Origin of the sequence: Paraburkholderia sp. 32 (genome assembly GCF_050435345.1) — a bacterium.
Classification (GTDB): domain Bacteria; phylum Pseudomonadota; class Gammaproteobacteria; order Burkholderiales; family Burkholderiaceae; genus Paraburkholderia; species Paraburkholderia tuberum.
In genome coordinates this window covers 1,324,881-1,348,416 of record NZ_JBNDKD010000001.1, presented here as the reverse complement: position 1 = coordinate 1,348,416, position 23,536 = coordinate 1,324,881, and the positions used below count along the sequence as shown (strand labels likewise).

Sequence of the window (23,536 nt, the reverse complement as noted above, 5' to 3'; positions counted from 1 at the left end):
TACGTAACTGTAAGAACGCTGTCATCGGGGCTAACACTGATATAAGAGTGAATGATCCAGCGCATCAGAAAACACTATTAGAAGTTATGGCGCGATATCGCTACGCTTGACCCCATCGATCGCTGCGGCATCACTTTGCCGGGCACAGCACAGATGGAGACGCTGATGAACATACGCTATGCCGCAAAGAACGGCATTTCCTCATTCTCGTGGGCCCCGGAAGGCTCGGAGGCGGGCTCGCTCTCGCTGCGCGACTGGCTCGCGCATCTCGCGAAGACGGGACGCCTCGCGACCATCGACAAGCCGGTTGCGCTCGAACACGAACTCGCCGCTATCGCCAAACGCCTCGACGGCACGCAAGCGGCGTTTTTCACGCGCCCCGGCGGCCATGCGGTTCCGGTCGTGAGCGGATTCATGTCGAAGCGGGCGTGGATTGCCGAAGCAATGGGCGTCGACGAAGCCGCTTTGCTCGCACGTTTTTCCGCCGCTGCCGCCGAGCCGCTCGCGTCGAAAGTCATTGCGCGTGAGGACGCGCCGTGCCAGCAAGTGGCGCATACGAGCGGAATCGATCTGCACGCGCTTCTGCCTATTCCCACGCATAGCGAGCATGACAACGGCCCGTACATCACCGCGGGTCTCGTGATTGCGCGCAATCCGCGCACCGGCGTGCAGAACGTGTCGATCAACCGCATTCAGGTGCATGGCCGCGATCGCATGGCGATACTGCTGCTGCCGCGCCATCTCTACGCGTTCCAGCGCGCCGCCGAGGAAGCGGGCGATGCGCTCGACGTGGCCGTCGCCATTGGCGTCGATCCGCTGACGATGCTCGCTTCGCAAGCGATCACGCCCATCGATAACGACGAACTCGAAATCGCCGGCGCGCTCCACGGCGCGCCGCTGCCGGTCGCGCAATGCGTGACGAGCGGTGTGCATGTGCCCGCGTTCGCGGAGATCGTCATAGAAGGACGCATTCTGCCGAACGTGCGCGAGCCGGAAGGCCCATTCGGCGAGTTCCCAAAGTACTACAGCGCGAAGGAAGCGCGCGAAGTCATTGAAGTGACGGCGGTGACGCATCGGCGCGACCCGATTTTTCATACGATCGTGCCGGCCGAAATGGAGCATCTGCTGCTCGGCGCGATTCCGCGCGAAGCGACGCTCCTCGCGCACCTTCAGCGCAGCCATCCGGCGGTGAAGGACGTGCATCTGTCGGTAGGCGGTGTGTGCCGCTATCACCTGTGGGTGCAGTTCGACAAGAAACGCGAAGGCGAAGCGAAGAACGTGATTCTCTGCGCGTTCGGCGCGCATTACGACATCAAGCTGGTCGTCGTCGTGGATACGGACGTGAACGTGCACGATCCCGCAGAAATCGAATGGGCGATTGCGACGCGCTTTCAGGCCGACCGCGATCTCGTCGTCGTCGCGGGCGCGCAAGGCTCGCCGCTCGATCCCTCGACGACGGTCGGCCAGCCCGACGACGCCCCCGCGCATCTGCAAGGCATCAGCGCGAAGATGGGACTCGACGCGACGCGCCCGGTCGTCTATCCGGCGCATGTCTTCACACGCGTGCGCATCCCGGGTCAGGACACCGCGGATCTGACCGCGCTCGTCGCCGCCGACAACAGCGCGCTCGACGCCTACCTCGCGCGCGATCATGGCTGAGCGGAAGAAGCGCATCGTCGTGGGCATATCGGGCGCGAGCGGCGCGGTCATCGGCGTGCGGCTGCTCGCTGCGCTGCGGCGCCTCGGCACGCACGAGACGCATCTGATCGTGTCGGCGTCGGGTGCAGTGACGGCGGCGCAGGAGCTCGGCCTCACGCGCGGCGACGTCGACCAACTCGCGGACGTCGTGCATAACGTGCGCGATATCGGCGCGGCCGTGGCGAGCGGTTCGTTCCTCAGCGAAGGCATGGTGATTGCACCGTGTTCGATGAAAACGCTCGCGGGTGTCGCGAACGGCTTCGCGGACAATCTGCTGACCCGCGCCGCCGACGTGATGCTCAAGGAGCGCCGCCGCCTCGTGCTGGTCGCGCGCGAGACGCCGCTCAATCTCGCGCATCTGCGCAACATGACGCTCGCGACCGAAATGGGCGCCATCGTAATGCCGCCGGTGCCGGCGTTCTATGCGCATCCGAAGACCATCGACGATGTCGTCGATCACACGGTCGGGCGCATTCTGGATCTGCTCGGCATCGAGCACGGCGAGATTGCGCGCCGCTGGAGCGGTCTCGCCGATGAATTCGGCAGCCGCGGCGAAGATGACGGAGTGACGCCATGAATCAGCGCGAAACCGGATTTGCCGATATCAACGCGCGCGTGGCCGACAGCGATGCCGCGAAGCCGCAGCGCCACGTCGGCCAGCCGATGCAGCGCTTCGAAGACCCGGCGATTCTCACGGGCCGTGGCCGCTACGGCGACGATATCGCCGTGAAGCCCGGCACGCTGCACGCAGCGATTCTGCGCTCGCCGCACGCGCATGCGGAACTCGTTTCCATCGATACCGAAGCCGCATCGAAGCTGCACGGCGTGCACGCCGTGCTCACGCGCGACGATCTGCGTGCGTGGTCGCGACCCTTCGTCGTCGGCGTGAAGTCGCCGATGGAGCAGTGGGCGCTCGCGATGGACCGCGTGCGCTACGTCGGCGAGCCGGTGGCGGTGGTGATGGCGGAATCCCGCGCGCTAGCGGAAGACGCGCTCGACCTCATCAAGGTCGACTACGCGATGCTCGATCCGGTCACGTCCATCGAACAATCGGTGCGGGGCGATGCGCCGGTGCTGCACGAGCGCGTCGGCAGCAACGTGATCAGCGACCGGCGTTTCCGCTATGGCGAACCGGAAGCCGCGTTCGAAAATGCGCCGCATCGCGTGAAGCTCGTCGCGCACTATCCGCGCAACACGTGCGCGCCGATCGAATGCGGCGTGGTCATCGCCGAGTATCTGTCGGGCGGCGAAGGCTATGACGTCACATCCAATTTCATGGGACCGTTTTCGCTGCACGCCGTCATGGCGATGGCGCTCAACGTTCCCGCGAACCGTCTGCGTCATAAGGCCCCGCGCGATTCCGGCGGCAGCTTCGGCGTCAAGCAGGCGGTGTTTCCGTATGTCGTGCTGATGTGCCTCGCCTCGCGCAAGGCCGGCGCGCCGGTGAAATGGGTCGAGGACCGGCTCGAACACCTGAGCGCGGCGACTTCCGCGACCGCGCGCCTTTCGACCATCGAAGCGGCCGTTGAAAGCGATGGCCGCATCGTCGCGCTTTCCTACGATCAACTGGAAGATATCGGCGGCTACGTGCGCGCGCCCGAACCCGCGACCTTCTACCGGATGCACGGCTGCCTGACGGGCGCATATGCCATTCCGAATCTCGTCGTGCGCAACCGCGTCGTGCTCACGAACAAGACGCCGACCGGCCTCGTGCGCGGCTTCGGCGGACCGCAGGTCTACTTCGCGCTGGAGCGGCTCATTCAGCGTATCGCCGTCGAACTGAGGCTCGATGTGCTCGATGTGTACCGCCGCAACTTCGTTCCCGCCGATGCCTTTCCGTATCGCGCGACGGCGGGCGCGCTGCTCGACTCCGGCAACTATCAGGAAGCGCTGCGCCGCTCGATGACCGAAGGCGGCTATGACGAACTCGTCGCGCGACGCGACGCGGCGCGCAAAGTTGGGCGTCTTTATGGCATCGGCTTCGCGGCGATCGTGGAGCCGTCGGTATCGAACATGGGATACATCACGACTGTGATGCCGCCCGACGCCCGCAAGAAAGCCGGGCCGAAGAACGGCGCGATCGCCAGCGCGACGGTGAGCGTCGATCTGCTCGGCGGCGTGGTCGTCACCATCGCGTCGACGCCAGCGGGCCAGGGCCACATGACGGTATGCGCGCAAGTCGTCGCGGATGTGCTCGGGCTCGACCCGAAGGACATCGTCGTGAACGTCGAATTCGATACGCACAAGGACGCGTGGTCCGTCGCGGCGGGCAATTATTCGAGCCGATTCGCGGGCGCGGTGGCCGGCACGGTGCATCTGGCCGCGACCCGCGTGCGCGAAAAGCTCGCGCGCATTCTCGCGAAGCAGTTCGGCTGCGCGCCCGGCGACGTGCGCTTCGAAGGCGCGCGCGTCTTTCCGAACGGTGCCGAAGAGCGCGCGTTGCCGTTCGCGCGCGCCGCAAGCAATGCGCCGCACTGGGCGCCCGCGCTGTTACCGGAAGGCGAGGAGCCGGGTCTGCGCGAGAGCGTCTTCTGGTCGCCGCCGCACATGGACGCGCCCGACGAACAGGATCGCATCAACACGTCGGCGGCGTACGGCTTCGCGTTCGACATGTGCGGCGTGGAAGTAGACCGCGTGACGGGGCGCGTGCGCATCGACCGTTATGTGACGACGCACGACGCCGGCACGCTACTCAATCCCGCACTCGCCGATGGCCAGATTCGCGGCGCGTTCGCGCAAGGCGTCGGCGCGGCGCTGATGGAAGAGTTCCGCTACGGCGCGGACGGCAGTTTCCAGTCCGGCACGCTCGCCGACTATCTGATGCCGACGACCTGCGAAGTGCCCGACCCGGTGATCGTACATCTGGAGACGCCGTCGCCCTTCACGCCGCTCGGCGCGAAGGGGCTCGGCGAAGGCAACAACATGAGCACGCCGCCGTGCATCGCGAATGCGGTGGCCGATGCCCTCGGCGTCGACGATATCCGCCTGCCCCTCACGCCGCCCAAAGTGATGGCGCTGATCGGCATCGACGATCCCGAACCGTCGCGGCCCGAACTGCGCGAAGCACCGGCTGCGAAGCCCGCGACGCCGGGCGGCAAGGCGTTGACGGCGCGCGGCACGGTCGATTTGCCCGCGACGCCCGAAGCCGTGTTCGGCGTGCTGCTCGACCCGAAGGCGCTCGCGAAGGTTATTCCCGGCTGCCATGCGCTCGACGAGACCGCGCCGAATCAGTATCGCGCGGACGTGACGGTGGGCGTCGGCATGATCAAGGCGCGCTTCGAGGCGCGCATCGGCTTGTCGGAGATCGACGCGCCGCACCGGCTGCGGCTCGCGGGCGCGGGCATCTCGCCGCTCGGCAGCGCGCGCGGCAACGGTCTCGTCGAACTGACGCCGCAGGGAACCGGCACGCGCCTCACTTATGACTATGAAGCGCAGGTGTCGGGCAAGGTGGCGGCGGTCGGCGCACGCATGCTCGAAGGCGCGGCGAAGGTCGTGCTCAAGCAATTGTTCGAATCGCTCGGACGGCAGGCGGCGGGCCAGCCCGTCGAGCAGCGCATGTCGTGGATTGCGCGGATTTTGGCCCGCTTCAGGAGGCACGTATGAAGCCCGCGCCGTTCGATTATCTGCGCGCCATGACGACGCAAGACGCGCTCGACGCCCTCGCGCAAACCGGCGACGACGCGCGCGTGCTGGCGGGCGGTCAATCGCTGATGGCCGTGCTCAACATGCGGCTCGCGCAGCCGCGCGTGTTGGTCGATATCTCGCGCACCGCCGAACTCGACGCCGTGCGCGTAGATGACAAAGCAGGCCATCTCGTCGTGAGCGCGGCGGCGACGCAAGGCAGCGTCGAATGGCGTCCCACGCTGCGCGACGAAGTGCCGATGCTCGCGATGGCGTTCCCGCATATCTCGCATTTTCAGATTCGCAATCGCGGGACGGTGTGCGGCTCCGTCGCGCATGCGGACCCGAGCGCAGAACTGCCGCTGGTGCTGGCCGCGCTCGGCGGCGACGTGATGCTGCGCTCGAAAAAGAAGCGCCGCACGCTCGCCGCGCAGGACTTTTTTCAGGGAATGCTGATGACCGCGCGCGAGCCAAACGAACTCGTGGAAGCCGTGCGCTTTCCACTCAGGAAGCCCGGCGAACGCTATGCGTTCACCGAGTTCTCGGCGCGGCACGGCGATTTCGCGATCGTCGCGTGCGCGGCGGTGGTGACGGACGATTCGATCCGTATCGCGGTCGGCGGCGTCGCGGACCGGCCGGTGGCGGAAAGCTGGCCGCGTCTGACAGGCGACGACCTGCGCGGCGCATTGAACGACCTGAGCTGGAAACTGAACGCGCAGGACGACGCGCACATCAGCGCGAAATATCGACGCAATCTCGTCCGGCAACTGGGATGGCGCGCGATCGAGGAGGCTACGTGAGCAGCAACACATCGGACAACATCATGCGGCAAGGGGAGCAGCGGCGCATCACGCTGACGCTCAATGGCCGCGAACGCAGCGGCCATTGCGAGCCGCGCGAACTGCTGTCGGATTTCATCCGCCACGAACTGGGCGCGACCGGCACGCATGTCGGCTGCGAGCATGGCGTGTGCGGCGCATGCACGGTGCACGTGGATGGCGTCGCGGCGCGCTCGTGCCTGATGCTCGCGGTGCAGGCCGATGCGCGGCGCATCGACACAGTCGAAGGTCTTGCGCCCGACCAGACGCTCGGCGATTTGCAGCAGGCGTTCCAGCGCCATCACGCGCTGCAATGTGGCTTCTGCACGGCGGGCATTCTGATGTCATGTGCGGACTATCTGCAGCGGGTGCCGAATCCGACCGAGGATCAGGTGCGCGACATGCTCTCGGGCCATATCTGCCGCTGTACCGGCTATACGCCGATCGTCGCGGCCGTGCTCGATGTGGCAGCGCGTCGTCAGGTCGAGGCGCGCGGCGAGAAGGAGGCCGAACATGCTTGATCTCGGCCGCACGTTTCTGCAAAGCGTCGAGCGCAGCCCGAACGCGCTCGCGCTCGTCGATGGCGACATGCAACTGACCTATGCGCAGTGGCATCGCATGATTCTGAATGTCGCCGATGCCCTGCGCGAACTCGGGCTGCAACGCGGCGACCGGTTGCTCGTCGTGCTGCAAAACCGCTGGGAAATGGCGACGCTGCACTGGGCGGGGCAATTCTCGGGCATCGTGATCGTGCCGCTCAACTGGCGCGCGAAGCCGGAGGAAGTCGAGTACTGCGTGACGGATGCGGGCGTGAAGGCGATCGTCTACGAACCCGTTTGCGCCGATGCCGTCGTGGAAAGCGCCGCCGCGCAGCACGTGCCGCGCATCGGTCTGGACGACGCCCCCGGCCGCACGATGGCCTTCGACGCGCTGCTCGCGGAACGCACGCGCACCGGCGAGACGACGCACGCCACCGCCGACGATATCTCGCTGATCCTCTACACGTCCGGCACGACCGGCAAGCCGAAGGGTGTCCCGCGCCGTCATCGGCATGAACGCGCGGGCGCGCTCGCGCACGTCGCGCAGAACCTGTACCGGCGCGGCGAACGCACGCTCGGCGTGATGCCGCTTTATCACACGATGGGCGTGCGCTCGCTGCTTTCGATGGCGCTCGTCGATGGCGTCTTCGTCTGCGTGCGTCGCTGGAACGCGAAGCTCGCGCTCGAATCCATCGCGAAGTACGCGCTCACGTGCCTCTATCTCGTGCCGACGCTTTATCACGATCTGCTCGCGGACAGCGCGTTCGCCAGCACCGATACGTCGTCGGTCAGAAAGCTGGGCTTCGCGGGTGCGCCGATGAACGATGGTTTGCTCAAGCGCCTGTCGGCTGCGTTCGAGCCGGAGATCTTCGTCAATCACTACGGTTCGTCCGAGGTCTACACGGTCAGCATCGATCAGGACGCGACGCGCAAGCCGGGCAGCGCCGGGCGCGCGGGCGTGAACACGCGGCTGCGCGTCGTGAAGCTCGACGCCGTGTCGCCCGATGAGATCGCACAGGCCGGCGAGGAAGGCCAGATCATCGCGGACCTGCTCGGCGACGAAGCATTCGAAGGCTACTGGAACCGCCCGGACGCGAACGCGAAGTCGCTGCGCGAGGGCTGGTATTTCACCGGCGACACCGGCTATTTCGACCGCGACGGCGATTTGTACGTGACCGGCCGCGTCGACGACATGATCATCAGCGGCGGCGAAAACATCTCGCCGGTGGATATCGAATCGGTGCTCTCGCTGCATCCGGCCGTCGATGAAGTCGCGGTCGCGGGCGTCAAGGACGAGCGCTGGGGCCAGCGCGTGGTCGCGTTCATCAAGCGCCGCGAATACGTCGATGCCGAGGCGCTCGACGCCTGGTGCCGCCAGTCCGACCTCGTCAACTTCAAGCGCCCGCGCGACTACGTGTTCGTCGACGATATTCCGAAGTCGCCGGTCGGCAAGATTCTGCGCCGCAAGCTCTCGGCGGGCGAATACGCATCCGACGGCAACGTTCAACCCACACAGACCACAAAGGAGTAACCCGATATGAGCGATTTGAACCATCGCGGCCAGACGCTGCTGCAAGGACTCGACGGCTTCTCGGTCGAGATCGACGCCGAACGCGAGCGCGCCGACATCATCCTGCATCGGCCGCCGTTGAATGTCATTTCGATGCGCGCGCGCGACCAGTTGCGCCTCGTCTTCGAGGCGCTGGACGACGACGAGCGCGTGCGCGTGATCGTCGTGCGCGCGACGGGCGAGCACTTTTCGAGCGGCGGTGACATCAAGGGCTTTCTGGAAGCGTCGCCGGAGCACGTGTCGAAGCTCGCGTGGAATATCGCGGCGCCCGCCCGTTGCTCGAAGCCGGTGATCGCGGCCAATCGCGGCTTCTGCTTCGGCGTGGGGTTCGAGCTGTCGCTGGCTTGCGATTTCCGCATCGTCACCGAAACGACCTTCTATGCGCTGCCGGAGCAAAAGCTCGGGCAGATTCCCGGCTCGGGCGGCTCGGCTCGTCTTCAGGCGATGGTCGGCATCGGCCGGACGAAGGACATCGTGATGCGCTCGCGCCGCATTCCGGGGAAGCAGGCTTACGAGTGGGGCATTGCGGTGGACTGCGTGGCCGACACGGAACTGGAAACCGCCACCGATGCGCTCGTCGACGAACTGCGCGCGTTCTCACCGCTCGCTCAGCGCACCGCGAAGAAGCTGCTGAACGATTCGGAAGATGCGCCGCTTTCCATTGCTATTGAACTTGAAGGGCATTGCTATAGCCGGCTGCGCACATCGGACGATTTCCGCGAGGGCGTCGAGGCGTTCCATGGCAAGCGCAAGCCGGTGTTTCGCGGAAGTTGATAAGCAGCGTCACAGAAGAACAGGAGACAGAGGATGGAACGCTTCGATTACGTAATCGTGGGCGGCGGCTCTGCGGGATGCGTGTTGGCGCATAGGCTGTCGGCCGTGCCGTCGCTGCGCGTCGCGCTGATCGAAGCAGGCGCCGATACGCCGCCGGGCGCGGTGCCCGCCGCCATCCTCGACAGCTATCCGATGCCCGTCTTCTGTGGCGAGACCTACATCTGGCCGGACCTGAAGGCGAAAGCCACCAAGGACGCCGCGCCGCGCGTCTACGAGCAGGGCCGCGTGATGGGCGGCGGGTCGAGCATCAACGTGCAATCGGCCAATCGCGGCCTGCCGCGCGACTACGACGAGTGGGCTGCGAACGGCGCCGATGGCTGGGCGTGGCGTGACGTGCTGCCGTACTTTCGCAAGCTGGAACGCGACGTCAACTTTCCGGGCGGCGAACTGCACGGCAGCGACGGCCCCGTGCCGATTCGCCGCATCATGCCGAAAGACTGGCCGCCGTTCTGCGATGCGTTCGCCAAGGGCTTGCGCGCGAATGGCGTCGCGCAATTGCAGGATCAGAACGGCGAATTTGGCGACGGCTTTTTCCCCGGCGCGTTCTCGAACATCGACGACAAGCGCGTGTCCACGGCCATCGCCTATCTCGACGAAGCCACGCGCAAGCGCCCGAATCTCACGGTGTATTCGAACCTTCGCGTCGAGCACATCGTGATGGAAGGCGCGGCGGCGCGCGGCGTGATCGCGCTGGCGCAAAGCGGCGAGCGCGTGCGTTTCGAGGCGGGCGAAGTCGTGCTGAGCGCGGGCGCGCTTCAGTCGCCTGCGCTGCTGATGCGCGCGGGTATCGGCGATGCCCGCGAACTCGCGGCGCTCGGCATCGCGTGTGCGGTGGATCGGCCGGGCGTCGGGCGCAATCTGCAGGATCATCCGTCGCTCACGTTCTGTCATTTTCTCGAACCGCGCTTTCGCATGCCGCTCGCGCGACGCCGCGCCAGCATGATGGCCGCGCGCATGAGCTCCGGCGTCGCGGGCTGCGACGAGTCGGACCTGTATCTGTCGAGCGCGACACGCGCGGCATGGCACGAGCTGGGCAACCGGCTGGGCCTTTTCTTCCTGTGGTGCAATCGGCCGTACTCGCGCGGCCGCGTGCAGCTCGTATCCGCCGATACCGCCGCCGCTGCGCGTGTCGACCTGAATCTGCTCGACGACGAACGCGATCTGCAACGGCTCGCTACCGGCGTGCGGATGCTCGCGAGCGTGGTCGAGGCGTCGGGGCTCGGACGCGATCCGCGCGACTTCTTTCCAGCGGCGTTTTCTCCGCGCGTCAAGGCGTTGAGCCAGGTCGGCGAGCGCAACGCGCTTTTGACTTCGATGCTCGGCACGCTGCTCGATACGCCCGCGCCGCTGCGTCGTTTTCTGATCGAACGCTTCTTCACGCGCGGGCTGGACATGGCCGCGCTCCTGGCCGACGACCGCGCGCTTGCCGACTTCATCCGCGCGAACGTGTTCGGCGTGTGGCATGCGAGCGGCACATGCCGCATGGGCGGCGCGCAGGATCGCGACGCCGTCACGGATACCGACGGGCGCGTGCACGGCGCGCAGGGACTGCGCGTGGTCGATGCATCGCTGATGCCGAGACTGCCTTCGGCCAACACCAACATACCGACCATCATGATCGCCGAGAAGATCGCCCACGCGATGGTCGCGCAGCGACGCGCGAGCTTGGCATCGGGCGCATCCAGCGACTCCGCTGCGCCGCCGCTCGCCGCCGCGCACTGACGATTTTTTAACCTCGACAAGAGCACGCCAAAAGACAAACGTGCCAGCGACACGGGGGCGATCGAAAGACGGCCCAGTGACATACAAGGAGATGCAAATGTCCGTAGCAGCGCAAGAAGGTGCCGCCGCGCTTCACGTCAATCAGCGCCAGGTCATGGGCGCAGTCGTGGCCTCGTGCATGGGTTGGGCGCTCGATCTGTTCGACCTGTTCGTGTTGTTGTACGTGGCACCGGTGGTCGGGCGTCTGTTCTTCCCATCCGAGCACGCGATGCTCTCGCTCGCGGCGGTCTATGCGTCGTTCGCGGTGACGCTGCTGATGCGCCCGCTCGGTTCCGCGCTTTTCGGCTCCTACGCGGACCGTCATGGCCGCAAGGGGGCGATGATCGTCGCGGTCGTTGGCGTTGGCCTCTCGACGGCGGCCTTCGGCATGCTGCCGACGGTCGCGCAGGTGGGCCTCGTCGCGCCGGTCCTGTTTATGCTGCTGCGCCTCGTGCAGGGCGTGTTTGTCGGCGGCGTGGTGGCTTCGACGCATACCATCGGCACGGAATCCGTCGCGCCGAAGTATCGCGGCGCGGTTTCGGGGCTGATCGGCGGCGGTGGCGCGGGCCTTGGCGCACTGCTCGCGTCGCTCACGTATCTCGCGATGTCGTCGCTTTTTCCCGGCGATCTCTTCGACGTCTGGGGCTGGCGCTGCATGTTCTTTACCGGCATCCTGAGTTCGCTGCTCGGCCTCTTCGTATTCAATAGCCTGGAAGAATCGCCGCTCTGGAAGAAGCTCGCCGCCGAGAAGGCCGCCAAGGCCGCCGCGCAGGTCAAGAGCGGGCAGGTGGAAGTGGTGCGCTCGCCGGTTCGCACGCTGTTCTCGCGGGACTATCGCAAGGTGCTGTTCGTGAACCTGCTGCTGACCATCGGTGGCGGCAGCGGCTATTACCTCACGTCGGGCTATCTGCCGACCTTCCTCAAGGTCGTGAGCCACGTGCCGAACGGCGCGGCCGCCGCGATCCTGATGATCTGCAGCGTGGCGGTGGTCGTCGCCTCCGTTGCGGCGGGGCATCTGAGCACGTTCATCGGGCGCAAGAGCGCGTTCGTGTGGCTCGGCCTCATCCGGCTGGTCGCGCTGCCTGCGCTCTTCGTGCTGCTGCCGACCGCGCAGAACATCACGATGATCGGCGTGTACGCGGTGCTGCTCTCCGCGCTCGGCAGCGCGGGCTATGCGCCGATCCTGATCTTCCTGAACGAGCGCTTTCCGACTGCGATCCGCGCGACCGGGACGGGTCTTTCATGGAACATCGGCTTCGCGATCGGCGGGATGATGCCGACCTTCGTCTCGCTCGTCGCGAAGGATGCGAGCCAGTTGCCGTCGACGCTCGCGATCTTCGTCGGCGCGATCAGCGTGATCTTCCTGATCGGCGCGTTCGTCGTGCCCGAGACGCTCGGCAAGCTCGAAAACGGGGCGGCGCGCAATCCGTCCTGAAGCATGCAAGCATCGGCGGGCGCGCCGAAGAGCGCGCCCGCGCATCGTCCGATAGAAAAAGGAGACGCTCATCATGAAGTATGACGACGACATTCGCGCGCGATCCTACAAGTTTCGCGACGAATATGTGCAGGCGACGCCGTGGTGGTATCGCGGAGAGATGCATCTCGGTTTCACGCTCATTTTCACGACGGCGGTGATCGTCTATTGCGCCGCGCAGCTTCATGCGCCGACGTTCGCGGAATGGCTCGCGGTCGTGCCGCTCTTTCTGTTCGGCAACTGGGCGGAATGGGCCGCGCACCGCTATGTGCTGCATGGCCGCGTACTATCTGATGTACGAAGGGCTGCGCACGCTTTCGCATGTGACGGACAGCCCGTTTCTCGACCGCGTGCCGCTCATCAACACAGTCCGGCGCCTGCACGTCACGCATCACGATCCCGAACTTATGGCGACGCAGAACTTCAACCTCACGTTCCCGATCTGCGACACGCTGTTCGGCACGCGCAGCGATGCGTCGTGCAGCGCGCGTGAACCGATGAGCCCGAGCGGCGGTTGAGTTTTCACTAAGCCCGCGCGCCAGTGGTCACGCGCCGGATCTCCTCGGTGATGATCGCAATGAGCGCCTGCGCCGCCGGCCCGATCGGGCGCTTCGGGTGCGTGACCTGAATGATGTGACGCACGATCGGCGGCGAGTCGATCGTGCGCGCCCGCAGCAGGCCTTCGTCCACCTTCGCCTGCACCACGACGCGCGGCAGGATCGTCGCGATGCTGCTCTGCTCGACGAACTGCACGATGGTGCTGAGCAGATCGATCTCGAACTTCGGCTGAATGACGACGTCGGCGGCCATCAAGGCGGCGTCGAGCGCGCCGCGCAGTCCGTTGCGGCGCGTGGGGAGCATAAATTCGATACCGGACTGCGTGACCAGATGCATCGTCTCCGGCAGATCCGGCCCGTGCGCCGCGCTCGTCACCAGCACCATTTCTTCCACCAGCAGCGGCTCCACGTCGAGCGTGAGCCGCCCGCGCGGCTTGTTGATGATCGCGGCATCGAGTCGGCCCGCTTCGACGGCGTCGATGAGTTGCGCGCTGAAGCCGTCCGCGACGGACACTTCGACTTGCGGAAAAAGGGCGTCGAACCGTGCGAGCGATTCGGGCAGCACGCTTTGCGCCTCCGACGACACCATCCCGAGCGACACGCGTCCCGTCACGATGACATCGCGCCGGCTCAGATGCTCGCGGGCATGTTCGATGTCGCGCATGATCGGCGTGTAGAGGCGGTACATGAGCCGCGCCGCTTCGGTCGGAGCCATGCCATGCGGGCCGCGCGCGAAAAGTGTCTGCCGCACTTCGGCTTCGAGCTTCGAAATCTGCATGCTGAGCGCGGGCTGCGCGATGTTCAGCCGCTTGGCCGCGCGGGTCACGGTGCCCTCCTCGAAGAGAGCGATGAAATACTGGATCTGCTTCAGTTCCATGGGGCGGCGGTCGGGCGGAAGGAATCGGCTGTCGGTTGAACGCAGATATCGTAACGCCGCGCGGGATTTGCGTCGCCCTTAAGACGTCGGGCCGCTCGCCGTTAACCCGTCGTAGGGAATCCCCATTTCGCGAAGTACCAGGCAAGCGAGAGCATGCATGTCGACCTTATTACCCTTTACTTCCTCTCCGTCGGGACGCTGCTATCTTGATAGCCTCGGATAGGGACGGACGCCGTGAGTATTCTTTGTCGAATCAAGATTGCCGTGACGGCCTGCTCGGTTGCCGCCGGATGCGTGTCGCAGCCCATAGGGCCGGCGGTAGCCGTGAAGCCGGGGCGCGACAAGCCATTCACCGTTTTTCTGCGGGACGATGCGCAGTGCAAACAGTATGCGAGGGAGCAGCTGGCGAGCGGTGTCGACACGCGCGCCGCGAGCGACGCCCACGTGCCGCGGGCACAACTGAACGTGCAACAAAGATACGATCTCGCGTACCTGGAGTGCATGCACGCGAAGGGGAATGATGTGTCGGAGCGTGCGGAGCCAACGACGGAGCCTGAATAAGGGACCTTTCGCAGGACGACTACATACAGGTGCCGGACGGCGGCGCCGACAGCGCGGCAGGCGTAGGCACGTAACGTATCGCCGCTCCCCGTGTGCTGTCTCATTCAACCGATAGAAGGCGCTGACACGCGCTTGCGTTTCTGAGGCAGTTACAGATTGCTTTCCGGACATTCGCACCTCGCCAGCCGCGAATTTCCCCTGATTCCGAGTCACCCGTCTGACGGCGAGTGCCTTGCCTCAGACCAACCACCGCTTGATCGCCTCAACCATCGTCGACGTGGAAATTCCGTAGCGGTCATGGAGCGTAGGTAACGCACCGGCAGCAAGGAACGCATCCGGCAGTCCCACCTGCCGGAACGGACAGGACACGCCCGCGCGCATCAGTTCCGCCGCCACCGCTTCGCCGAGACCGCCAATTACCGTGTGATTCTCCGCTACCACCACGAGCCGACCCGAGCGCTTCGCTTCGCGGAGAATCGTCTCGGTGTCGAGCGGCTTGACGGTCGGTACGTGCAGCACGCCCACGTCGATCCGATCTTTTTCAAACGCCTTCGCCGCTTCAAGTGCGCGCATCGTCATGATGCCGGAGGAGATGATCAGCACGTCGGCGCCGTCGCGCAGCATCTTCGCTTTGCCGAGTTCGAAGGTGTAGTCGTATTCGTCGAGCACAGCAGGTACGTTGCCGCGAAGCAGGCGCGCGTACACCGGTCCTTTATGTGCGGAAATCGCCGGCACCATCTGTTCGATATCGAGCGCATCGCACGGGTCGATCACCGTCATGTTCGGCATCGCGCGCATCAACGCGATATCTTCAGCCGCCTGGTGGCTCGGACCATAGCCAGTAGTCAGACCCGGCAATGCGCAGACGATCTTGACGTCGAGGTTGTCCTCGGCGATGGCCTGATGCATGAAGTCATAGGCGCGGCGCGTAGCGAATACCGCATAGGTCGTGACGAACGGTTGGGCCCCCTCGTGCGCAAGGCCGGCCGCGGCGCCCATCAGCAATTGCTCCGCCATGCCCATCTGGTAGTAGCGCTCGGGAAACTCCCTGGCGAAAATGTGCAGGTCGGTGTACTTGCCGAGGTCGGCCGTCATGCCGACGACGTTCGTGTTCTGCCGTGCCAATTCCACCAGTGCGTGGCCGAAAGGCGCCGAACGCGTGATCTGTCCTTCGCCGGCGATCGAGGCGATCATGGCCGAGGTCTTCAGGCGCGGCTTGCTTGTCGTTGCGTTGCTCATGCTTGTCTCCCTGCTTCGAGTGCCTGCAGCGCCAATTGCCATTCGTGGGCATCGACGCGGATAAAGTGGTTCTTCTCGCGTTCTTCGAGAAACGGCACGCCGCAACCCATGCGTGTATCGGCGATGATCATGCGCGGTTGCGCAATGGGATGCGCGCGGGCCGCGTCGAACGCAGCGGCCACGGCGGCAATATCGTTGCCGTCGACGCGTTGCGTGAACCAGCCGAACGCCTCCAGTTTTTCGACAAGCGGCTCGAACGCCATGATCTGCGTGGACGGGCCGTCGGCCTGCTGGTTGTTCACGTCGACCACCGCGATCAGGTTGTCGAGCTTCCAGTGGCTTGCCGACATGATGCCTTCCCAGATCGCGCCTTCATCCAGTTCGCCGTCAGAGAACAGCGTGTACACGAACGAAGCAGAATGCTTGCGCTTGAGTCCGAGGCACCGTCCGACCGCGATGGTCAGGCCGTGGCCGAGCGAACCACCGGACATCTCCATGCCAGGCGTATAGCTGGCCATGCCGGACATCGGCAAGCGGCTATCGTCGCTGCCGTAGGTTTCTAGCTCTTCGGCCGGCAGAATGCCTGCTTCGAGCAGCGCCGCATACAGCGCGATTGCGTAATGTCCGTTGGACAACAGGAAGCGGTCGCGCTCTTCCCACTCAGGGTCTTCGGGGCGATAGCGCATCGCGCCAAAGTAAGCAACGGCCAGCACATCGGCGATGTCGAGCGCCTGCCCGATGTAGCCTTGTCCCTGGACTTCGCCCATCAACAGGGCGTTTCTGCGGATACGGTAAGCGTGCTCGGCAAGCGATGCCGTCGAGGCATTGGATGGACTGTTCATGTCGTCTCCTGTGATCAGTCGGAATGGGTGAAGGAGGTTCAGCGGTTCACGGTTTTAGCGGGCACCAGGAAGACAAGGCAGGCACCGAGCGTGATAGCGGTCGAGATGAAAATCAGCCCCGCTGTTGACTTACCTGTCAGGTCGTTCAGCCAGCCCACGATCGCTGGAGAAAAGAAGCCGGCGAGATTGGCGACGCAGTTCACGGCAGCTATTCCGGCTGCGGCAGACATGCCGCCTAGCAAGGCTGTCGGCAACGACCAGAACTGCGACGACGAGGCGAGGATGCCTGCTGCCGCGATACTCAAACAGACGATCGAGGCGGGGATGCTGCCGAGCGTGGGCAATACGGCGAAGCCCGCGGCGGCGACCAGCATGGGAATCGCCAGGTGCAGCCGGCGCTCGCGGCGACGGTCAGCGCTCATGCCGATCAAGGGCAGCGCGATGATGGCGCACAGATACGGGATCGCAGTGAACAGTCCCACCCACAGCGGATCGGCAACGCCGGACTTGCGGATGATCGTCGGCAGCCAGAACGTCAGACCGTACTGGCCGAGCACGACGCAGAAGTAGATCGCGGCCATCAGCCACAAGCGACGGTCCCCGATGAACGATCTGACCGAGATGTGGGCGATCTTATGCGCGTTATCGCTCGCGACATTGCGTGCGAGCAGGGTCTTTTCCGATTCGGTGAGCCACTTTGCCTTGACAATGCTGTCATCGAGATACAGCAGGATCGCTATACCGAGCACGAGCGAGGGCAGCGCTTCGAGCAGGAACAGCCATTTCCAGCCGGCCATATCCAGCGTGCCATGCAGCGAGTGCAAAATCCAGCCCGAAAGCGGGCCGCCGATTATGCCGGCCAGCGGAATCGCCATAAAAAACAGCGAGAGCGCCTTCGCTCGGCGGGCAGCCGGAAACCAGTAGGTCAGATAGAGAATTACGCCAGGTGCGAAGCCCGCTTCAGCGACGCCCAGCAGAAATCGCAACACGTAGAACGCCGTCGGTGATTTCACAAAAACGAAGCTCGCGGAAATCACCGCCCACGTGAGCATGATTCGCGCGAGCCATTTGCGCGCGCCGACACGGTGAAGGACGAGGTTGCTCGGCACTTCGAACAGAAAATAGCCGAGAAAGAAGATGCCTGCGCCCATGCCGTATACCGTCTCGCTAAAGCGCAGATCGTTGAGCATCTGAAGCTTCGCGAAGCCGACGTTGACCCGATCGAGATATGCGCCAAGGTAGCACAGCATCAGGAATGGGATGAGCCGGCGGCTTACTTTCGCGTAGGTCTTCGATTCGAAGCTGGGCGAGTCGGCAAGGGGCAACACGCCGCCTTCGATGGGCGAAGCGGTACTCTTGGATTTCATGTTTTGTCTCCATCCACTGGCCCCGGGTTGGCCCGGGTACCTGGAATTCAGCGCCCTCTCTCGGGCGCACGGTGTCAGTCAATGAATAAGCATGCCGCCGTTCACGTCGAGCGTGATGCCGGTGAGATACGTTGACAGATCGCTCACCAGAAAGAGGCACGCGTTTGCGACATCGGCAGCATCGCCAAGCCGGCCAAGCGGAATGCCTTTGATGATGTCCACGCGCATCTCCGCGGTGAGTTTGTCGCCGGTAATGTCGGTCTGGATCAGACCGGGCGTGATCGAGTTGATGCGAATGCTGTCGGGACCGAACTCTCGCGCCATCGCACGGGCGAGACCGAGTACGCCGGCCTTCGCGGCGCTGTAATGGGGGCCGCCGAAAATACCACCGCCTCGTTGCGCCGACACCGACGACATGCATACGATGCTGCCGCCTTTCTGCTCTTTCATCGCCGGCAATACGGCTTGCGACATATAGAGCGTGCCGCGCAGATTGACGTCGACGATTGCGTCGAAGCCCTCGGCGGTGATGTCTAGTGTGCGCACCGGCTGCGTGATGCCGGCGTTGTTGATGAGGCCGTCGATGCGGCCGTATCGTTCGAGCGTCGCCTTCGCGGCTTTCACGCAAGCGTCTTTGTCGGTGACGTCGCAGGCGAGCCCGAGATGGGCTTCGCCGAGATCGGCAGCGGCCTGTTTCGCGTCTTCTTCGCGCAAGTCGAGGATCACGATTCGCGCGCCTTGCTCGGCCAGTGCTTTGGCGGTGGCTTTGCCGATTCCGCGCGGTGAAGCCGCGCCCGTGACGATAACGACCTTGTTGTCGAGCAGCATGATTGTCTCCTGGGTGTTGATCTGATGACGCAGTGTCCGGCACGCGGTCACTCGCATCAACACCGTGGCGCTCAACTATGCTTGAGAAATTTTCAGGTAACCGGCTGCCAGCCCGCGAGGCATGCCGGGTCGCTGTGTCGACGCGCCGAAACAACCCGCATGCTCATGCACGTACCGGAATACCCTGATGCCGATTCGGCGCAGTCATTACGCCGTACGGTCCCTGTGACCGATTTCCCGCTCGATCCAGGCGATGAACCGCGCAACGCGTGGGAGCTCCGCGTTCTGGGGCGGATAGACCAGATGATGCGCGCCCACTTCGACAGAGTGCGAATCAGCGAATACCGGCACGAGCGCACCTTCCTTGATTCGTACCGACGCGAGCATCAGGCTTTCTAACGCAATGCCCAGGCCAAGTGCGGCCGTCTCGAGCGACATGTACGAGCGGTCAAACGAGAAATCGAAAGTCTTGTGCGCAGCGGACACGCCGGTGCGTCCGAACCACTGCTTCCACTGGACGAGCGGCGTCTCCGAATAGATCAGACGATGCTCCAGAAGGTCTTCCGGCGTTCTGACCGGATGGCTTTCCAGATATCTCGGCGAGGCGAGCGGCGCGATGAATTCATTGCGCAGTGTCCTGACCTCGAGATCGCGCCAGTTCGCATAGCCATGCCGCAAGTCGATGTCGTAGTAGCCACTGGTAAACGATACATCTTCATACGAGCAGGCCAGATTCAACTGGATATCGCCATTGGCTTCCTGAAACGACGCGAGCCTGGGCAACAGCCACATGAGCCCGAAGCTGGGGCTGGAATGCACACGCAGGATATCGACGTCGGCGCGGCTCGATGCGCGCTCGGTCGCGCGGCTCAGATCAGCAAGAGAGCCCGTCACGTCCGACAGATAGCGCTCGCCTGTCGGTGTCAGGACGAGACCCCGGCCCGACCGATAGAAAAGTGGTTGGCCGATGATCGATTCGAGGTTGCTGATCTGATGGCTCACCGCCGAAGCGGTCAGACCAAGTTCCTCGGATGCACGGCTGACACTCCTGGTTCGGGCCACGCTCTCGAAAGCGACGATAGCTTTCACGGGTGGGATGCGCATAGTGAAATTTATTTCAGTCGAAGTTGAATGAAACCGCCTTGTTAGCACGCCATCCGCACTGCCATTCTGTGGGCAAGCCGCTTAACCCGGGGCCGTGAAGTTTCCTGATGCTGACAGCGTCAATGCACCGGCAGCACCGCGGTAAACCATAGACATATATTGCGCAGCGCAACAGCTGCGCAGGAGACAGCGATGAATTATCCGTCCTTTCTGCTGACGGCGCGTTCGATCGTCAAAAGCTTCGGACCCACGAGCGTGTTGAAGGGTTTTGATATTTCAATCGCCGCAGGCGAAGTGCACGCGTTTCTGGGCGGCAACGGCGCAGGCAAATCGACGCTCATCAAAATCATCTCTGGCCAGTTCGACCGCGACGGCGGCTCGCTCGAATTCGACGGACAGGACATCGGCACATCCGTGGGCGGCCATGTCGCCGCGGGCACCATTGCCGTGGTCAATCAGGAACTGGCGCTGCTGCCGCATCTATCCGTCGCCGAGAACATCGCCATGCCGCGCTTACAGCGCGGGTGCGCCCGCTACAGCGAACGGGCTTCGATGGCCATCGCCATCGAAGCGCTCTCACTGATCGATCCTCACTTCGCGCGCGAATCGGCAGGACGGCTCGTCAGCAGCCTGACGCTGCATGAGCGCCAACTGGTGGAGATCGCCCGCGCGCTCGGCTCAGGGGCGAAGCTGCTGCTGCTCGACGAGCCGACTGCAAATCTGACCGCGGCGGAAACGGGCCGGCTCTTTTCGGTGATACGCCGGTTGATCGCCGACGCGGGGCTCGCTGTGCTGTTCGTCTCGCACCGAATGCGCGAGATCCGCCAGATAGCCGATGTCTGCACGATCATCCGCGATGGCAAGACAGCGGTCGACCGTGCCGCGCTCGGCGCGATCACGGACCGCGAAATCATTGAATGCATGGGACAAAGCGTCGTGGTCGACGACGCGGCGGAAAGCGTAGCGGGCTCGGCGCAGTTGACACAAGCCGCGCCGCTTGCCGACCGGGAACCTCACGATGGCGCCAAGGCCCACTCCGCCGGCGTGCTTCGCATCGAACGTGATGGCGTGGCGATCGAGGTTCCCCAAGGCGCGATTGTCGGCCTCGCTGGCGCACCTGTCGGTCCATCGTCGCTTATCGATGCGCTAACCGGTATCGCACCCGCCGGAGCGTGGGCCATCACGCGTGATGGCACGCGCGTGAGATACGCCCACCCCTCCGCCGGCGCACGCGACGGTGTCGGCTTTGTCTCCGGCGACCGCTCCAACAAAGGCATCCTCGCTACCCTGCCAATCGTCGACAACCTCGTCGCCGCTGCGCGTGTCGTCGGGCGGCGCCAAGTCGTGGGTCGCGCGGAGATCGAGCAAAGCACCCAACTACTTGACGCACTGAAAATCCGCGCAGGCTCGCTGTGGGACTTGCCCGCAACGCTCAGCGGCGGCACCCAGCAGAAACTGCTGGTGGCCCGCTGGCTGTTACTGCGGCCCAGGCTGCTGGTGCTCGAAGAACCTACACGCGGCGTAGACATCCGCACGAAGCGGGAAATCTACGGGCTGATCCGCAGGATGGCGCAGCAGGGCACGACGATCGTCTGGTGGTCAACCGAATACATCGAACTCGTCGAGTTGTGCGACACGGTACTTGCGTTCGACCTCGACGGCAGGCCGACCGAAGTGTTGCGTCATGCCGACGTGAACGAGACGCAACTGGCTGCCGCGACCGGCATGGCTGCCTAGACCGCTTTGCATACGAACGATATTTATCTGGAGACAGTCATGAAATCAGTCACTCAGCCGATCGCGGGCGAGCATCGCCAGTCTGGCGGCGCATTGCGCCGTTTGCTGTCGACGTATCGCACGGAGATCGCCATTGCGATCGCCATCGTCGTGATCGAACTCGCGGTCGGCATGATCGTGCCGGCGGCGCTGTCCGGTGGCAACATTTCCAATGTGACGCAAGCGGCCGCGCCGCTCGTGATCATGGCGTTCGGCGTGCTGCTCGTGATCATCACGGGCGGGATCGATCTGTCCGTCGGCTCGGTGTTCTCGCTAACCGGCATGGTCACGGGTCTGGCCATGACGCACGGTTACGGCGCAATCGTCAGCAGTCTCGCGGGGCTGTCGGTCGGAATCGTGATCGGCGCGCTCAACGGTGCGCTCGTGACCTTCGTCGGGCTGGCGCCGTTCGTCGTGACGCTGAGCACGTACGCAATCGCAGGAAGCCTCTCGTTCATCGTCACAGATGGTCATTCGCTGCCCATTTCAGATCCCAACTACTACCTGCTGAATTCCGGAACGCTGATTCCCGGCCTGCCGAACTACGCGCTGTGGTGCGTGCTGCTGCTCGTCGCGATCGAGTATTGCCTGCGCAAGGTCGTCGCGGGGCGGTGGCTGTATGCGATCGGCAGCAGCAGTTCATCGGCCCGCGTGATCGGCATCCCGGTCAATCGCGTGCGGCTGGGCGCCTACCTGCTGTCGGGACTGTTCGCTTCATTCGCGAGCATCGTCAGCGTGTCCTACATCAGTAATGCGGAAGCGACCGCGGGTTCGAGCCTGATGCTGCAGGCAATCGCGGCAGTCGTGATCGGCGGAGCGAGTCTGTTCGGCGGAACAGGCTCTGCGATCGGCGCGCTGCTTGGCGCACTCATGATCACCATCATTCAGAACGGCGCGAATCTTATCGGTGTCAACAGCTTCTGGCAAGGCACCGTCACAGGCGTCGTCATTCTCATTGCGGTCCTCGTCGACCGCGTTACCAAAGCCCGGCGTTAAGCACGGGCCAGCTCAGGAGACGGAGATGGACAAGCACACGTTGCAATCAGCCGGCAGGTTTTCAGACCGTCCGCTTGGACGGTTGATCGGGGCATCGGCATTGGCGATCAGCATGGCCTTCGCGTCGCAGATGTCGTTCGCGGCGGACCGGCAGACCGTCGCGTACATCGCGCCGTCACTGGATATTTCGTACTGGCAGTGGGTGGCCTACGGCGTGAAGCAACGAGCGAAGGAACTCGGCATGGATTACGTCGAGTTCACCTCCGAGAATTCCCCGGCCAAGCAGATGGACAACGTCCGCACGGCGATGACACGCGGCGTCAGCGCGATCGTCATGGGGCCGGTCAGTTCGACCAGCACGCCGCCGGTGCTGCGTCTGTTGAAGTCGAAGTCGGTCCCGGTCGCATTCACCGGCATCGGGCCGCAAGCCGGTCAGACCGACTATACGTCGGCGGTCACCGCCAATAACTACGACACCGGCAAGGCAGAGGGTGCCTATGTCTGCAAGCTCGCGAAGGAGCGCGGCAGCAACAAGGTGGCAGTGCTGTCGCTGCCGCAGGATCGCGAGAACGCGCAGAAGTATTTGAAGGGCGCGCAGGAGTCGTTCAAGGCTGATGGGTGTGAAGTCGTCCAGGTGTTGGAGACGCACGGCCTGACCGTCAACGAGGCGGTCACCCAGGCGAACGACGTGCTGACGGCGCATCCGGACGTCAAGGCGATCTACGGCATGTACGACGAAGCCGCTACGGGCGCCGCGAAGGCGCTGCAAACGCGCGGCATGGTCGGCAAGGTTGCCGTCGTGACCGCCGACGGCAGTCCGACGACGATCAGGCTGCTGCGCGATGGCGCGATCCAGGGGATATTCCTGCAGGAGGCGGTCGGGCAGGGAATCGACGCGACCACGCAGGTCTTCAACGCACTGAACCATCAGCCGACCACCCAGGAACTGGCGCTCAAGGAGCCGCTCGTGACGAAAGAGACCATCGATAAGCCGGAGGTACAGGCGACGGTCAAGCGAGTCTATCCGCCTTCGGCGGGCAACTACTAATAGTGCATGGCGGTTGTGGCGTTGAC

General features: G+C 64.3%; 19 protein-coding genes. 13 read left to right on the top strand and 6 right to left on the bottom strand.

All coding sequences use genetic code 11. The annotated features are described in order from the left end of the window. Positions 1-165: 165 nt before the first annotated feature. The 10 genes from OKW26_RS06390 to OKW26_RS06345 all read left to right on the top strand — a co-directional run bounded on the left by OKW26_RS06390 (position 166) and on the right by OKW26_RS06345 (position 12,833). Positions 166-1,659 carry a UbiD family decarboxylase gene (locus tag OKW26_RS06390; protein WP_429353026.1) on the top strand — a complete coding sequence of 498 codons (1,494 nt, stop codon included), beginning with the start codon at positions 166-168 and terminating at the stop codon, positions 1,657-1,659. Further along, complete coding sequence (locus tag OKW26_RS06385; RefSeq protein ID WP_090807398.1) at positions 1,652-2,275, top strand: UbiX family flavin prenyltransferase; 624 nt, start codon at positions 1,652-1,654, stop codon at positions 2,273-2,275. Before OKW26_RS06390 ends, OKW26_RS06385 begins: the two co-directional genes overlap by 8 nt. After that, positions 2,272-5,301: a xanthine dehydrogenase family protein molybdopterin-binding subunit gene (locus OKW26_RS06380; protein ID WP_429353025.1), complete on the top strand. Its 3,030-nt coding sequence runs from the start codon at positions 2,272-2,274 to the stop codon at positions 5,299-5,301. The genes OKW26_RS06385 and OKW26_RS06380 overlap by 4 nt, the downstream gene beginning before the upstream one ends. Further along, the gene (locus OKW26_RS06375) at positions 5,298-6,119 is read left to right on the top strand and encodes an FAD binding domain-containing protein (protein WP_429353024.1); all 822 of its coding nucleotides are present in this window, start codon (positions 5,298-5,300) and stop codon (positions 6,117-6,119) included. The genes OKW26_RS06380 and OKW26_RS06375 overlap by 4 nt, the downstream gene beginning before the upstream one ends. Before the next feature lie 23 nt (positions 6,120-6,142). Next, entirely contained in the window at positions 6,143-6,658 is a 516-nt protein-coding gene (locus tag OKW26_RS06370; protein ID WP_244145040.1) for a (2Fe-2S)-binding protein, read from the top strand. After that, positions 6,651-8,207, top strand: coding sequence for an AMP-binding protein (locus OKW26_RS06365; RefSeq protein ID WP_429353023.1), 1,557 nt, complete (start codon positions 6,651-6,653; stop codon positions 8,205-8,207). The genes OKW26_RS06370 and OKW26_RS06365 overlap by 8 nt, the downstream gene beginning before the upstream one ends. A gap of 6 nt (positions 8,208-8,213) precedes the next feature. Further along, on the top strand, positions 8,214-9,020 hold the full coding sequence (locus tag OKW26_RS06360) for an enoyl-CoA hydratase/isomerase family protein (protein WP_184063157.1): 807 nt from the start codon (positions 8,214-8,216) through the stop codon (positions 9,018-9,020). Between the two features lie 33 nt (positions 9,021-9,053). Beyond that, on the top strand, positions 9,054-10,802 hold the full coding sequence (locus OKW26_RS06355) for a GMC family oxidoreductase (RefSeq protein ID WP_429353022.1): 1,749 nt from the start codon (positions 9,054-9,056) through the stop codon (positions 10,800-10,802). 97 nt (positions 10,803-10,899) lie between these two features. After that, entirely contained in the window at positions 10,900-12,276 is a 1,377-nt protein-coding gene (locus tag OKW26_RS06350) for an MFS transporter (RefSeq protein ID WP_184063153.1), read from the top strand. A gap of 314 nt (positions 12,277-12,590) precedes the next feature. Then, positions 12,591-12,833 (top strand): hypothetical protein, encoded by a 243-nt coding sequence (locus OKW26_RS06345; RefSeq protein ID WP_429353021.1) that lies wholly within the window; start codon positions 12,591-12,593, stop codon positions 12,831-12,833. A 7-nt stretch (positions 12,834-12,840) separates the two neighbouring features. Here OKW26_RS06345 and OKW26_RS06340 read toward each other — a convergent pair whose 3' ends face one another. The 6 genes from OKW26_RS06340 to OKW26_RS06315 form a co-directional block, all read right to left on the bottom strand. Beyond that, positions 12,841-13,749, bottom strand: coding sequence for a LysR family transcriptional regulator (locus OKW26_RS06340; protein ID WP_429353020.1), 909 nt, complete (start codon positions 13,747-13,749; stop codon positions 12,841-12,843). 798 nt (positions 13,750-14,547) lie between these two features. Further along, complete coding sequence (locus tag OKW26_RS06335; protein ID WP_090807419.1) at positions 14,548-15,549, bottom strand: transketolase family protein; 1,002 nt, start codon at positions 15,547-15,549, stop codon at positions 14,548-14,550. Then, positions 15,546-16,391, bottom strand: coding sequence for a transketolase (locus tag OKW26_RS06330; RefSeq protein ID WP_184063147.1), 846 nt, complete (start codon positions 16,389-16,391; stop codon positions 15,546-15,548). The genes OKW26_RS06335 and OKW26_RS06330 overlap by 4 nt, the downstream gene beginning before the upstream one ends. Positions 16,392-16,429: 38 nt before the next feature. Next, positions 16,430-17,758, bottom strand: a complete 1,329-nt coding sequence (locus OKW26_RS06325) for an MFS transporter (protein WP_429353019.1) — start codon at positions 17,756-17,758, stop codon at positions 16,430-16,432. Between the two features lie 78 nt (positions 17,759-17,836). Continuing rightward, positions 17,837-18,586: an SDR family NAD(P)-dependent oxidoreductase gene (locus OKW26_RS06320; RefSeq protein ID WP_184063143.1), complete on the bottom strand. Its 750-nt coding sequence runs from the start codon at positions 18,584-18,586 to the stop codon at positions 17,837-17,839. Positions 18,587-18,793: 207 nt separating this feature from the next. Continuing rightward, positions 18,794-19,690 (bottom strand): LysR substrate-binding domain-containing protein, encoded by an 897-nt coding sequence (locus tag OKW26_RS06315; RefSeq protein WP_184063141.1) that lies wholly within the window; start codon positions 19,688-19,690, stop codon positions 18,794-18,796. 255 nt (positions 19,691-19,945) lie between these two features. Between OKW26_RS06315 and OKW26_RS06310 the strand changes: the two genes are divergently transcribed. From OKW26_RS06310 to OKW26_RS06300, 3 genes are read left to right on the top strand one after another with little or no spacing between them, the layout of a single operon-like run. After that, a complete protein-coding gene (locus OKW26_RS06310) occupies positions 19,946-21,427 on the top strand; it encodes a sugar ABC transporter ATP-binding protein (protein WP_311734752.1) in 1,482 nt (493 codons plus the stop codon). Positions 21,428-21,466: 39 nt separating this feature from the next. Beyond that, the gene (locus OKW26_RS06305) at positions 21,467-22,462 is read left to right on the top strand and encodes an ABC transporter permease (protein ID WP_184063137.1); all 996 of its coding nucleotides are present in this window, start codon (positions 21,467-21,469) and stop codon (positions 22,460-22,462) included. 25 nt (positions 22,463-22,487) lie between these two features. Then, positions 22,488-23,510 carry a substrate-binding domain-containing protein gene (locus tag OKW26_RS06300; RefSeq protein ID WP_184063135.1) on the top strand — a complete coding sequence of 341 codons (1,023 nt, stop codon included), beginning with the start codon at positions 22,488-22,490 and terminating at the stop codon, positions 23,508-23,510. Positions 23,511-23,536: the final 26 nt, after the last annotated feature.